Source organism: Hornefia porci (assembly GCF_001940235.1).
In the GTDB taxonomy this organism is placed as follows: domain Bacteria; phylum Bacillota; class Clostridia; order Peptostreptococcales; family Anaerovoracaceae; genus Aminicella; species Aminicella porci.
The window spans coordinates 1,599,180-1,613,227 of the sequence record NZ_MJIE01000001.1; the positions used below are offsets into that span (position 1 = coordinate 1,599,180).

The following is a 14,048-nucleotide window of genomic DNA, read 5'->3' on the forward strand; positions in this document are numbered from 1 at the left end:
CCCTCTTTTTCGGAATCCGCCCTCGGTACATCTCGATTTATTTAAGCCCTGCCTGACTCTGCGGGCTCGTTACTCCTTCAGCAGTGCAGCGATTTTCGTTCTGGGATCGATGATATCGCTGACGGAGATATCGCCGTTCAGTGCCGCGATGAGGTAGGACACATATTTGGAGACGTCCACCTCGTAGAACCACTCTTTGTTCACAAGCTCCGGCTTGCGGTAGGTCAGGTTCGTGCAGAGAATGCCCTTGATTACGCCCTCTTCATAGGCTTTGTCAAACTCCGCAAGTCCGTTGGTAAAGAGACCGTAGGTCGCATAGCAGTAGATGTTGCCGGCCTTTCTGCGCTTCAGCTCGTAGGCAATATCCAGCATGGATTCGCCGGAGGAAATGATGTCATCGGTGATGAAAATATCCTTCCCTTCCACCGACGCGCCCAGATATTCATGGGCCACGATGGGATTATGGCCGTTCACCATAGTCGCGTAGTCCCGTCGTTTGTAGAACATCCCCAGATCCACGCCCAGGACGGAGGAATAATACATGTTACGGTTCATCGCGCCTTCGTCGGGGCTGACCATCATGAACTTCTCCTTGCGGCAGTCCAGGTCGGGGAAGGTTCTCTTCAGTTTTTTCAGCACCTGATAATACGGAATAATATTATCAAATCCCATCAGGGGCACCGCGTTCTGGATCATCGGGGCGTGGGCGTCAAAGCAGATCAGGTTCGTCACGCCCATGGCCTGAAGCTCCTGCAGCATGCAGGCGCAGTCCAGCGACTCGCGGAAGCTTCTTTTGTGCTGGCGTCCCCCATACAGAATCGGCATGATGACGGAAATTCTGTGTGCCTTTCCGGCCGCCGCCTGAATCAGCCTCTTCATGTCCTGGTAATGATCGTCCGGAGACATGTGGTTGACATAGCCGAACAGGTTGTAGGTGCATCCGTAGTTGCCTACGTCAACAAAGACATAGAGATCGCGTCCGCGCACCGTCTCGTTGATCATGCCCTTGGCGTCACCGGATGAAAAGCGGGGGCATTTACTGCTGACCAGATATGATTCAGCGTCCTCTCCTGTCCAGCGGCGCAGATAAGCGTCGACCATCTTCGCCAGTTCTTCCGCTCCCTCTGTCGCCACAAGTCCAATGTTGCCGAAATTGCTGGGGGTTGTAAGTAATTCTTCTGGTGTTCTCATAATTTTTCCCTTAACTCTAGTGTTTAATGCTTATTGCTCCTGAAAAATAACTCCACCCTATTCTACAATAAATTCCGCAACAAAACTATGCCTACCGTAAAAAAAATGTAAATTTGATGTAAATCGGCCCTGCACGCCGGGTCCGGCGAGGCTCACTGTGCAGGCATCGGCCCTGTCGTACAGCTCGCACAGGCAGTTCCGCCATACGATCCGCACAAACAGTTTCGTCATACAGTACGCGACCGGTCCGCGCCGTCATTTACGCTTATTTTCCAGCCATATCATAAATTTGTCGATATCGTCCTGACACCACTTCACCACAGCGCCCGCCACAACCGCATCGTCCAGAAGCCCCGCGCCGGGAACCGCATCCGGAATGACATCAAGGGGAGTCACAAAATAAATCAGCGCCGCCACAATCGCGATCAGATGCGGCATGGAAATCGCCGTGTATTCACCTCGCACAAAACAGTGTATCATCAGAATGAGCTCCGGTATATACGCCAGTTTGTCTCCGCCGGCAGGCAGTTCCTTCAGTTTTTGCCGCGCCTGCAGCAGAAGGTCCTCGATCCTGTTCTCATCCTTCAGGAGTTCCTTCGCCTTTTCCTGAAATTCATTGAACTTTTCCGTGAGTTTCTTCGTCGGCATCTCCAGGGTGCCGGGTCTGCTGTGCTTCGCCGTATTATGCCGCATGCCGTTTCCTCCTTATATCGTCGGGTACAAAAGATCATACTGTCAATATATAAACAGCCTCATTCCTTTTCGGTCTTTCATCTTTTCCATACACTCACTCCTCTGAGAAATTTGTCTGTATTCATATTATACTTTCCCTTTGGCTCCCGGGCAACAAAAACCAATTCTCCGGGCTGCGCCTTCATACGCGAAGTACCAAAGTACCCTTCGGGTACTATCGAAAAATGGCTCAGGGAATTATAATTAGTGTATGCTTATTAAGTCCCCATCGGACTTAATGGGCGCTGACGGCAGTTTGTCAGCAGCGCCGCGGCGCACCATCCAATGGAAGAGTGCGCCGGCAGACACTAATTGATGCTTGTGCTCAGGGATTCGGCCGTTTCCGAATCCCACTGCCGCAAGGTTTTCGGATGAAACGCTTGAAAACCTTGCGGCACATAACCGCGAATCCCGTAATGCTTTGTTGCAGCCACAGCTGTAAAAACGCAATGCCGCAATACTTTGTGAGATGAATGAGCCCTGAAAAAGGGAACGGACTGAGATCCGGAGGAGGAAAAATGTCATGAAGAAGAACGGATTGAAACACACTGCCGCGCAGGGTCTGACCATCATTCTGGCCCTGATGCTCATGCTGGCACTGATGCCGGTGATGGGCGAAAAAACAATGGCGGAAGACGAAATGTCCTTTATGAGTGATAATTGTAAATACACGGTTATCGATACGTCCGATCACAGCGTCCGGCTGGACAGCTATCGCGGCGATGACAGAGATCTGATCGTGCCCGAGACAGTCGAACACGAAGGAATCACGTATACCGTGGTCAAAATCGGAGCGATGGACTGGCAGACGTCTCCTCTTGTCCGCATGGAACTGCCGGACACCGTCACCGAACTGTCCGTCGATGCCTTCAGTGGCCTTAAGAGCCTGCAGGCGATCAGTCTCAGTAAAAGCATCACCGAAATTCCCGATAACTGCTTCTTTGGATGCAGTGCATTAAAAACAGTCAGAGGCACAAGCCAGGTCACCTCCATCGGCCATTACGCCTTCTACAATTGCGGATTGACATCCTTTACAGTTCCTGAGAACGTCACAAAGCTTGGAGAGAGCGTTTTCTCATATTCTTCGAAGCTGAAGACTGTCACCCTGTCCAGAAAAATGAAATCCGTTGATCCCTCCGCCTTCGAATTCAGCGGTGTACAGACATTCAAAGTTCAGCGCGGCAGCAAATACTTTGCAGCAGGCAAATATCTGCTCTATAACAAAAAGAAGACCCGGATCGTCGCCTATGCGCCGGGACGGAAAAATCGTTCCTATACGGTTCCCGGAAACGTCACCTCCATCGGAGCACACGCTTTCTATCTTAATACCCATCTCAGAAAAGTCACCATACGGAAAAACGTCCGCACCATCGGTACCGGCGCCTTCGAATGTTCAGATCTCACCTCGGTTATCCTCGCCGGCAGGACCCGCGTGATCGGAGAAAACGCCTTCCAGTGCTGCGACAAACTTAAATCCGTCAGTTTCGGGAAAAGGGTTCACACCATTCAGGCCGGCGCATTTAGAGCCACCAATCTGAAGTCTGTCCGGATCCCCCGCAACGTCAAAAAAATCGGCAAACAGGCCTTCGGTTACGATTGGGACGTAGGATTCGATGAAGAAAATACCACCATCGACATAGTTGTAAAAAGATCCGGCTTCAAGATCTACGGCAAAAAAGGCAGCTCCGCTCATAAATATGCGAAGGCCAATAAGTTCAAATTCGTGAAGTACTGAGCCGGCTTCGTGAAGTACTGAGACAGCGCCCGCATTATTTGCTCCTGCAGCGACAGCCGTCCGGTGTGATGTGCCGGGCGGCTGTCGTTTTCCATTAATAGTTTATCAGATGACGATTCCTTGCAGGATGCAAATCCTCTTTTACTGATTCACGCTATCTGCGAGTCGATTTCTCCTGCAGGCTCTTCGTTGGAGGCTCCACTTTTTTTCCGTTTAAACCCTTTGTTTTTGGAAAGAAGAATAGTGATATACAGAAGCAGCATCAAAATAATCCCTTCCGCCAGTTCTGTAACAGAGGAACTCGCTCCGCTGATTGTCAGACCATTTACAATAACCGTGATACTCAGGGAACCGAAGATCAGTTTATATATTTTGGAACGCATTCCTCCGCTGACGAGCACGCCTCCAAGGAATACACCCATCTGCACTTTCATCTCCATGAAATTTCCCAATGTGCTGCTTGAACCTCCAGTCGCGGAAATCAGCAGCAATCCCATAACAGCCGCCATAACACCGGAGATGATGAACGCAATATGCCTAACCTTAACCGTATCTACGCCGATTGCAATCATTGTATTTTCGTTTTCGCCCATGCCCTTGCAGTAATATCCGAACTTTGTTTTTTCAAAGACATACCAGACGATGACAGTCAGTACTGCCGTAATGAGCAGTGCCGGGCCAAATCCGTTCATAAAATGCAAACTTTCCGGGAGATATACCTGTTCCCATTTAACATTACATACGTTCAAGAACCCCCGAAGTCCCATCAGCAGTGCCAATGATGCCATAAAAGAGGATACGTGAAAACGGGAAGTAATTAACCCCAGAAATGTGCCGCTGGCCAACCCGATCAACAATACCAGCAGCACCGTCATCCATGCTCCATAAATTGAACCATAATAAGCTCCTACCGTCGCCGCCACAGCTGCTACAGCGCCAATGGACAAATCACAGCCCCCCGTAGCGATAACAAAGATTACGCCCAGACCACCCAGTATTACCGGAATAGAATCGCGAATCACTGACTGAATATTGAATGACGAAAACAGCGCTCCTCCAGAAGTAATCCCAAACACAAGCAGAAGCACGATAAGCGCTACGATGGGTAATATATCGATCAACTGCACATTTTTATTCTTCAGCATTATATCATCACCTTCACAATCGCTTCTTCACTTAACCCTTCACTTCGCGAAACTTCCCCGGTAATCTGTCCGTCCTTCATGACGAGAATCCGATCCGACATACCAATCGCTTCCGGCAGTTCATCTGTAATCAGCAGGATTGCGAGCCCCGCAGCTTTCGCGTCTTTCAGGCATTGATACAAATAAGCCTTAACGCCGACATCCACACCTCGTGTCGGACAATCGACAATCAGAAGCTGAAGATCTTTCAGCAGCCAACGCCCCATATTAACCTTCTGCTTATTTCCGCCGCTCAGGGCATCAATTTCCTGGAAGATACCTACTGATTTTACGCGGAACTGAGAACGCGCATCATCTGCTATCTGATTCAGCTTCTTCTGGCTGAGGAAATCCGCAGTTCCTATTACCTCCGGAACAGAGCTCATATCAAAGTTTTCACGAATCGAAGCGTGCAGCATCAGAGCTTCATTGTCTCTATCCTTTGGAACATAGCCTACTCGGTTTTTCCATGCCCCAGAGGCTTTCTGAATTTCGTACTGCTCCTGAACAAGAATAACAGAGCCGCTGCTTTTTTCTTCCAAACCATATGCTACTTTCCCAACTTCATGGATTCCGGAATCACTCAGACCACAGAATCCGAGAATTTCTCCGGCGTACACATCGAAGCTGATATCTTTAAGCCCCCGGGGAGTTGACACATTTCTTAGCGATAAAATGACTTCATTCCCTCTGGTTGCCTCTGCGTCGCTTCTGTAATACTCGCCTTCCAGGCTTCTGCCTACCATTTTTGTTTTCAGCTGATCTTCCGTTATCTCTTTGCTGTTCACTGTCTCAATCAACTCTCCATCCCGCAAAATTGAGATCGTATCCGTGATTTCAATCATCTCGTCCAAATCGTGTGTAATCAGGATTACGGATTTCCCGAGCTCTTTATATTTCCTGATCAGTGCATGGAGTTTATCCCGATTATCCTGTGCAAGAGCCTGCGTGACTTCATCAAGAATCAGTACATCCGGATCGGTAGAAAGTGCTCTGGCAATTTCGACGATTTTCTTTTCTTCAACACTCATGGCATTCGCATGTTTATTCAACGGAATTCTGGGCAAACCCCATTGCTCCAAAATCTCTCCGGCGCGTCTGTATATTTTTCTCATATTTACAACGCCAAATCGGGTAAACTCTCCGGTTCTTCCAAGAAAAACATTCACGCCCGCCGACAACGCACCTATGCAGCCTAATTCCTGCACGACGATAGACACACCGTGATTCTGGGCATACAAAGGACTGTCCGGACGGTATACCTCCCCATCTTTAAGTATCGTTCCTGAATCGCTGGAATAAATACCCGCTAACTGGGAGAGAAGAGTTGACTTTCCAGATCCGTTTTCTCCGGCCAAACCTCTGATCTCACCATGTCTCAGTGTAAAATCAATATTCTTGTTCGCATAAGTCGGACCAAAATGTTTGTTCAATCCAGTTACCTTGAATACTAAATCATTGGAAGTGTTCATTATTTGACAACCTCCTTCGTGTTTCTCTGCGCCAGAACTCCGAAAATTATTACGGAAATTCCAAGAACCGTTTCCTGCCATGTCCCGGAAGGAACATTCATCAATGTCAGGAAGTTGAAAATCGCCATTACGAACAGGGTACTAAGGATAACCGCGACGATAATGTTGATTTTTTTTGCCAATGCCTGTGAAAGAAGTGCCGCAGCCAGTGGTTGGAAGGTCTGGCTGAGACTTTGCAATCCGGTAACGGAATTGACAGTCCCGGCAAAGCTCTCTTTCATGAATGATGCCGCTCCGACAAAGATTCCCGCAACCAGCCCACTGAGAATTACTGTTCTCCCAAGTTTAATTCCCATATTTCTGGCAACAGACTGATTGTCTCCCATGGCACGAATATCCAGTCCTATAGTCGTTCTGTTATAAATAATGTATGCAACGATCAGCCCAATCAGAATAACCACAAACGCCAATGGCGCTCGTCCCAGCTGCGCGTACCGATCATCCAGATCGACGACTCTCAGACCCATGTCCAGCCTCTTTTCTGCATAGAAGGAAGAGATTGCCTCATACACCATCGTCATTCCCAATCCAGCGATCCAGGATGGAATTTTGGTTACCTGAAATATTGTAAAGTTTAACATCATCAGCAGAATTCCAACAACAAGGCCACTTATCACCAGCCCCGGATAACCAAGCTCATTGCCAAAAGTTCCCGCTACGTTCGCTGCCAGTACAATAACAGCGCCTAATGAAAGATCAATAAATCCACTGGCGAAAATGAACACAAACGCCCATGCTGTAAAGGTCGGAACCGATGCGTTTACGGCAATTGTCTTCAGATTTGACGGCTCCAGAAATTTGCCCGATGTCAGCATATTCATAATCACCAGGACGGCGATCGCTGACACAATGACAACTAATTTTACCGCCCATCCAGCCTTTTTATCTGTGCCAATCACTTTAAATACCTTCCATTTCTGATAGTGCGCTGACCGATGAGTCAGCGCACTAATGAATATTATCCTGTTGATATAACGGATTACTTCTCTGCCACAGCTTCCATTCTCGTCTTATAGTTGTAATTGTCAATCATATCCTGATAATCTTTCCAGGACACGTCCTTATTATTTCTGTAAAGCAGATTCTGGAATTCCTTCTTAGAGAAAATTTCTCCATTGATCCAGTACTTCTCGTAGTTTTTCACGTTCGCTTTCGTTACCATAATGGTCTGCAGACCCTTTGTCGCCGGAGCCTTTCCGTCCTTATCTTTAATTGGATGTCCATCAAGGTAGTTGATCAACAGCATTGCGGCAAAGCTTGCACAGTAGGTGCCAGCTGCACCATTGGCCGCTTTGATTTTGCCGTTCTTGATTCCCTTGATAACATTCGGGTCAATGTCAGTACCGTAGACCGGCATGCTAATTCCCGCACTTGACATAGCTTTCAGAGCGCCATTGGAATAGTCTCCGCCACTTCCATACAGACAATCGGCATTTTTATGTGCAGCAAGGAGGTCTCCTGACTTTTGCACCGCTTCCGACGGATCCGCACAATGGACAGTTCCCAACACTTTTCCGCCCAGTTTAGTAAATTCTTGTGTGAAACCCTTGACTCGCGCATCATGGTTTGTATCTCCGACCGCAGCTGCAACAATCAAAGCAGTCCTGTGTCCGTCTTTATATGCTGCCTTAGCGATGTTTTTACCCGTAAGTACATCATCTGTGGATACAGCTCCGGCAAAATACTTGTTATCCTGCAGCTTCTTAATCGTCTTTTCACTCTTCGGATATTTGTCGCCGAGTGCAAACGGCATTTTACTTTCTTTCATCAGATCATCCAGCGATCCATACAAAGTATCTGCTGCTGTCCAGACAACAACGCCATCGACCTTTGATGAGATCAGATTCTTCACATCAGAGATGACATTATCAACAGTGAAGTTATCATTTGCTGTCTTGAGCTTGCTCCCCACTGCTTCCACCGCGTATTTTGTTTCCTTTTGGTTGAGATCCAGTGGATACGCACCTTTTCCGAAATTATTATATCCGATTGTGTAGAAATCTTTTGCGGTGCTGGATTTTTCCGACGATGATCCGCACCCCACCATCAGACCCATGGTGACTACGACACACAGAGCCACACAAAACAGTTTCTTCTTCATTTTACTCCTCCTCTGAGTTACAAATAACACGAAGTACTCTTTACAACCCGGTTGCCGTTTCTGTAACCGTAGAATTGCCTCGCAAACGAATTCTCAGTTTTCAGAAACTTGATTTTCTTAATTATATATTTTCGTTACAATCCGCCGCAAGTTGTGATTTTCCTTTTTGAAGAGGCAATTTTAAATTAATCGTTGCGTATCTGCAATACTGTATAGTAACCCCCATTCATTGCATCATAAATCTTACCTACTCGAGCGCAATCGCCGATAATGAAGCTCTCGTCAATCTCATCACACAACTGATCGACAAGAGAATGCGGAGAGCGAAACCCCAGGGCACATACAACAGAATCTGCCATAATCTCAGATATCTTCCCATTCCTTTCTACCAAAACGCCAGTTTCTGTTATTTCTGTTACAGTAGAGGAAGTATGCAGAGCAGCTGCGCGTTTTACCTGCGGCATAAGCCCTCCTCGGTAAAAAGAATTCACATCTTCACAAATAGTCTCCTTCATTTCCACAATATCCACTTGATGACCTTCATGGGCAAAGGAAACAGCAGCTTCTGCGCCCACCAGTCCTCCACCCATAATAACAACCTTCTGACCCAGTATTTCAGGATGCAATTCTGCATCTATCGCCATAATAACATTCTTGCGGTTTATCCCTTTAATTGGAGGTCTTAACTCTTCTGAGCCAATCGCAACCACAAGCGCGTCCGGAGACAGGCTTCGCACCCATTCCGGTGTCACTTCTGTATTCAGACGAACATCAATATTTTCTCGTTCAACCCTGCGAACAAGAACCTCACAGAGGCCTCTGATATCTTGTTTGAAATATGCTGCACCCGCAGGCCGCAGATTCCCTCCCAACATTTCCTTTTTCTCCGCCAGGACGACCTTCATTCCTCTGCGGGACGCCGTGATCGCCGCCTCCATGCCGGCTGGTCCTCCTCCGATTACAAGAAGTGTTTTATCTGACGTCACAGGTGAAATTTGCTCTCTATGCAGTTCCTGTCCCGTTACAGGATTCACCGTACACTTCACCATCTCGTTCTGTCCGGTTGAAGCAAAACATTCATAACACCGAATGCATGGCGTAATATCATCTGCTCTGTTTCTCATCGCCTTATAGGCAATGTATGGATCTGCCAGTTCCGCACGACCGATTTCCACAATGTCAGCCTGACCGTCAGCAAGTATCGCCTCCATCTGCCCGGGATCGTTCAACGCACCTACACAGGCAACCGGGGTTTTCACATGTTTTTTTATCTCTGCTGCCAAATAGACATTTGCACCATGTTCCAGGAAGGAAGATGGATGCGTTCTGCAGAACAGTTCAGGGTCTTCATGATTGCCGCAGGAAACATTAATCAGATCCACACTGTTATCAATAAGCTCTGCAACCTCAATGCACTGCTCCATGTTTAATCCCGACGGAGACAAGTCATCTCCTGAAATCCGAATTTCAATCGGAAACGAAGGGCCCACAGCATTCCGAACAGCCCCCAGAGAGCGTGTCAGAAAGCGGGCCCGATTCTCCAAGCTCCCTCCATATTGATCTTTTCTGCGGTTCATCACTGGTGACAGAAACTGCGAAAAGAGCCAGCCATGTGCCGCATGGACCTGAACCATATCAAAGCCACACTCTTTTACCAACTTTGCGGCGGTACCGTACGAGGAGATAATCTCTTCAATCATCTCCTCACTCATAGCGTGAACTGTTCCCAAAGGAGTTAATTCATCACTGGGGCCATAGGCGATGCCGGTTTTTCCTTCATCACCGCCAACACTCAGAAGTCCTCCGTATTTTCCACCATGTGAGAGCTGAATATTTGCGTATGCCCCTGCATTATGAATTGCTCGAGCGGCTTCCGTTAATCCCTGACGCACTCCAAACGCATCCAGCTGCAATTGCTTATTATGCGATTTTCCTGTCGGAGAATGAACAATTGATTCCCCATATGTGACCGCTGCAGCGCCTCCTCTTGCTTTCTCTGCCAGATATGCAATCATTTCAGGTGTAAATAAGCCTTCTGTAGTTATCATACTCGGGCTCGTTGGAGCTGCAATAATCCGGTTCTTTAATCGTATATTGCCGATTCGAATTGGTGAGAGAAGATTTGGATACTTTTCCTTCCCTGGATAACACTTCATAATATCCCCTCGTTATTTTTTAATCTTCCACAGATACTTTCTGGGTTCCTTATTCAAATATGCCAACACTTCATCGCCCATCATAGTCCCGGACCAATTGTCCACATCCGTGGTAAGTCCTGCCATATGAGGCGTCAGCGTAACGTTTCGCATTTTCAGAAACGGATGATTCGCAGGAATCGGTTCCTTCCAATAAACGTCCATCGCTGCTCCGGCAATCGTGCCGTTCTGCAGCGCCTCAACAAAATCTCTTTGATCAATTACTGCCGCTCGAGCGGTATTAACCACATACGCCGTAGGCTTCATTTTGTTGAACCAGTCTCTGTTCACAATTCCTTTTGTGGATGGAAGCACCGGTAAGTGAATACTGATTATATCACTTTCTGTCAGCATTGTGTCAAGATCTACCGGCTCTGCTCCATCTGCTCTGATTTTATCCGCCGGAAGATACGGGTCGTATGCCAGTATTTTCATTCCGAATGCTTCCGCGCGAACGGCTACTTCACGACCGATAGCGCCATATCCGGCGATTCCCAGTTTTTTGCCGTACATCTCGAATCCAATTCCGTAATCGGTGAACGGATGGTTTTCATCCAGCGGCCCCCAAATAACATTTTTGACCTCCGGAACATCATAAATATCTTTCATCGGTTCTCCAAGATGCTCTCCTTGATGTAGGCCGACGGTTGCTGCTGCAATTCTTCTTGCGGCGGCAATCATCAGGCCAATAGTGAATTCCGCAACTGCCACACGATTTCTTCCCGGAGTATAGGACAGTTCCAGTCCTGCCTCTTGAATCGCATTGAAATCAACCGTTACCGGAGTTCCCTTTGCTACACCGATGAACCTCATCCCCGCCTCTGCCCATGCATGAATCGTATCCGCTCCGGCAATCTCATCCCCAAGGACAATGATTTCATTTCCGATACATTCCTCACGGGTCATTTCCTCTGTGACATTTCCCTTTCCGTGCTTCAATTCACCACAGATTGATACATCGCAGCTCTTTTTTATTTCATCCATTACATTGCCTGGTAATGGAGTACAAAGTGCCATTTTAATCATTCATTTCACCTCTCTGTTCTTCTGCTTTCCTTCAGCAGTTTTTGTCTTTCATCTTCCAGATAACAGCACATATACCGCTAATAACCGTTCCAATGCACGCGATCATATATGCATTCGTTGTCGTGGTCTCTCCAAACACGAGTTTTGCAGCTATGTTGATGATTACCGGAGAAATCAGCTGTGAGCCGCAGATCGCTACGGTCATGACCGATGACGCCATAGGGGCCGATGCCAAAGGAACAACAGTTGTAACTTCCACCATCGCCTTTGGGAAATAAACACCCTGTGAATATCCGCAAAGGACTGCTCCTAATACAAGCATTACAGTATTTCCCGGAAACACTGCAATCACAAGATATCCCAATGCCAATCCGAACATTGCCCCTGGCAGTGTATATTTCCGGCTCACTTTAACAATATGATTCAGAAGAAAACCAAATATTACCTGTGAAACCGAAAATATACCTGTGAGCAGACCTGCCACAGCAGTATCACCTTTCAGACTTCCAGATAAATGCATGGAAATATTCGTTGTAAACGTTATCACAAAGAACGATTCCACAAACATAAACGCGGCCATCACGAATACCCTGTGATTCAATTGTATCCGCTGCATTCCTCTTCGTTTTTTCTTCTCTTTTTTCGGAAGACAGACTGCAATAATCGCAAAAGCGACGAACGCAAGCAAATTGATGAAATATGCCCGCCGAAAATCCCCTTTGCCGATGACACCGCATACGGTTGTAACAATCATCATCGCCGCTCCCACCGAAGCACCTTGCATCCCCATAACCCGCACACGCTGTTCGCCTTCAAAATAGTCTGCCACCAGGGCTGTGACTAGCGAAACCGCAATCCCGAGAGATAACCCATAGGCCATCCGGGAGAAGAACAAAATCCAGAAATTATCCGCAAGGCAGGGCAGAACCCCCGTCACTCCAGATACTGCGGCCGCAGTTAAAAACAAGGTCCGCTGACCGACCCTCATGGCAAGCCAGCCCGTAATCAGCGCCACTATCATTGCAATCAGGCACGGCGCAGTAATCAGCATCTGAACAAAACTGATATCCACTGACGAAAAATGATGATGAATTTCACTTAATACCGGTGACACACAATGCTGCAACCCATTAATCAACGCAATCGCTGCGATTGCGGCAATGATTCTTTTGTTACCGAAGCCTGTCATCTTGTCAATACGCCTGTTTCAGGATGTCCAGTACGGCTTCCTTTGTGACGCCCTGACGCGGGTTAAATCCGAGCACCGGCTCCTTCAGAACGTCTTCTGCCACCATATCTAAATCTTTCTCATCGATCCCCTGTTCCGACAGTGTCTTTATACCGAGCCTGCGCGTTAGCTTCAGCAATGCTTCAGAAAGAAGATATTGATCCTTTTCCTGTTCTCCTGACAGATCAATACCGATTGCTTCCGCAAGCGCAGCCATTTTCTCCGGACAGCTCTCCGCATTATATCGCATTACATACGGAAGAACAGTAGCGTTCGCCATACCGTGAGCCAGGCCGAAATGCGCGCTCAGAGTATGAGCGATTCCGTGAACCAGCCCGAGATTCGCATTGGAGAATGCGAAGCCAGTGATGATACAACCCAGCATCATCTGTTCCCTTGCTTCCATATCGTTTCCGTTTTCAACGGCTGCCGGCAGATTCCGGTACAGGATTTCCAGTCCCTTCAGAGAATTATATTCAGTAAGAGGAGTCGCCATATTGGAAATATAGCTCTCCACAGCATGCGTAATGGCATCCATTCCGGTTGCTGCGGTCACGCTCTTCGGCATCGTTGCTGTCAGCTCCGGATCTGCGATGACATCTGTGGCAACAAGTTTATTGTCAATGATAACATATTTAATGACTTTCTCGGTGTCGATCAGTGCGCTGACATTGGTGATTTCACTAGAGGTTCCCGCCGTGGTCGGGATCGCAATCAGCGGAAGGCACGGGGTCTTGACCTTGTTCATTCCTCCATAATCCCCGATTCTTCCCGGATTTGTCATCAGCACGTTCACCGCCTTCGCTAAATCGATACTGCTTCCTCCTCCGACTGCGATGAAACCGTCAACTCCGGCTTTTTTTGCCATGTCGGCCGCTTCTTCCACGACTTCGTTCGTCGGGTTTGGAATCACTCCGTCGAAAACAATATATTCCGCACCGGATTCTTTTACTTGGGCCAGGACTTTGCCGGCGATTCCCGCTGCCCTGACACCTTCATCATAAACAATCATCGCGGACTTAAATCCATATCCGCGGATCAAATCCGCAAGACACGCCAGTGCCCCGCGTCCAAAGGTAATATTGCTGTTTACAAAGAAATTAAAACTCATGCTGTTTCCTCCA

The 14,048-nt window shown here is 47.7% G+C and carries 11 protein-coding genes; 1 reads left to right on the forward strand and 10 read right to left on the reverse strand.

Annotated features, from left to right (window positions below):
* Positions 1-69: 69 nt before the first annotated feature.
* Together BHK98_RS07590 and BHK98_RS07595 are read right to left on the reverse strand one after the other, a co-directional pair.
* Positions 70-1,191: a ribose-phosphate pyrophosphokinase gene (locus BHK98_RS07590; protein ID WP_075713033.1), complete on the reverse strand. Its 1,122-nt coding sequence runs from the start codon at positions 1,189-1,191 to the stop codon at positions 70-72.
* 255 nt (positions 1,192-1,446) lie between these two features.
* The gene (locus BHK98_RS07595) at positions 1,447-1,884 is read right to left on the reverse strand and encodes a YkvA family protein (RefSeq protein WP_075713035.1); all 438 of its coding nucleotides are present in this window, start codon (positions 1,882-1,884) and stop codon (positions 1,447-1,449) included.
* A gap of 562 nt (positions 1,885-2,446) precedes the next feature.
* Here BHK98_RS07595 and BHK98_RS07600 point away from each other — a divergent pair.
* The gene (locus BHK98_RS07600; protein WP_075713037.1) at positions 2,447-3,658 is read left to right on the forward strand and encodes a leucine-rich repeat domain-containing protein; all 1,212 of its coding nucleotides are present in this window, start codon (positions 2,447-2,449) and stop codon (positions 3,656-3,658) included.
* Between the two features lie 149 nt (positions 3,659-3,807).
* On the opposite strand, the gene BHK98_RS07605 is transcribed toward BHK98_RS07600, so the two are convergent.
* From BHK98_RS07605 to BHK98_RS07640, 8 genes are all read right to left on the reverse strand, one after another.
* Positions 3,808-4,803 carry an ABC transporter permease gene (locus tag BHK98_RS07605; protein WP_075713038.1) on the reverse strand — a complete coding sequence of 332 codons (996 nt, stop codon included), beginning with the start codon at positions 4,801-4,803 and terminating at the stop codon, positions 3,808-3,810.
* Positions 4,803-6,314 (reverse strand): sugar ABC transporter ATP-binding protein, encoded by a 1,512-nt coding sequence (locus BHK98_RS07610; protein WP_075713040.1) that lies wholly within the window; start codon positions 6,312-6,314, stop codon positions 4,803-4,805. Before BHK98_RS07610 ends, BHK98_RS07605 begins: the two co-directional genes overlap by 1 nt.
* Positions 6,314-7,273, reverse strand: coding sequence for an ABC transporter permease (locus BHK98_RS07615; protein ID WP_075713042.1), 960 nt, complete (start codon positions 7,271-7,273; stop codon positions 6,314-6,316). The genes BHK98_RS07610 and BHK98_RS07615 overlap by 1 nt, the downstream gene beginning before the upstream one ends.
* 80 nt (positions 7,274-7,353) lie before the next feature.
* Positions 7,354-8,475, reverse strand: coding sequence for a sugar ABC transporter substrate-binding protein (locus BHK98_RS07620; RefSeq protein WP_075713044.1), 1,122 nt, complete (start codon positions 8,473-8,475; stop codon positions 7,354-7,356).
* A 185-nt stretch (positions 8,476-8,660) separates the two neighbouring features.
* Positions 8,661-10,631, reverse strand: coding sequence for an oxidoreductase (locus BHK98_RS07625; RefSeq protein ID WP_075713046.1), 1,971 nt, complete (start codon positions 10,629-10,631; stop codon positions 8,661-8,663).
* Positions 10,632-10,643: 12 nt separating this feature from the next.
* Positions 10,644-11,654 carry an NAD(P)-dependent oxidoreductase gene (locus BHK98_RS07630; protein ID WP_245796853.1) on the reverse strand — a complete coding sequence of 337 codons (1,011 nt, stop codon included), beginning with the start codon at positions 11,652-11,654 and terminating at the stop codon, positions 10,644-10,646.
* A 73-nt stretch (positions 11,655-11,727) separates the two neighbouring features.
* A complete protein-coding gene (locus tag BHK98_RS07635; protein ID WP_075713050.1) occupies positions 11,728-12,885 on the reverse strand; it encodes an MFS transporter in 1,158 nt (385 codons plus the stop codon).
* A gap of 4 nt (positions 12,886-12,889) precedes the next feature.
* Positions 12,890-14,035 (reverse strand): iron-containing alcohol dehydrogenase family protein, encoded by a 1,146-nt coding sequence (locus BHK98_RS07640; RefSeq protein WP_075713052.1) that lies wholly within the window; start codon positions 14,033-14,035, stop codon positions 12,890-12,892.
* Positions 14,036-14,048 lie beyond the last annotated feature (13 nt).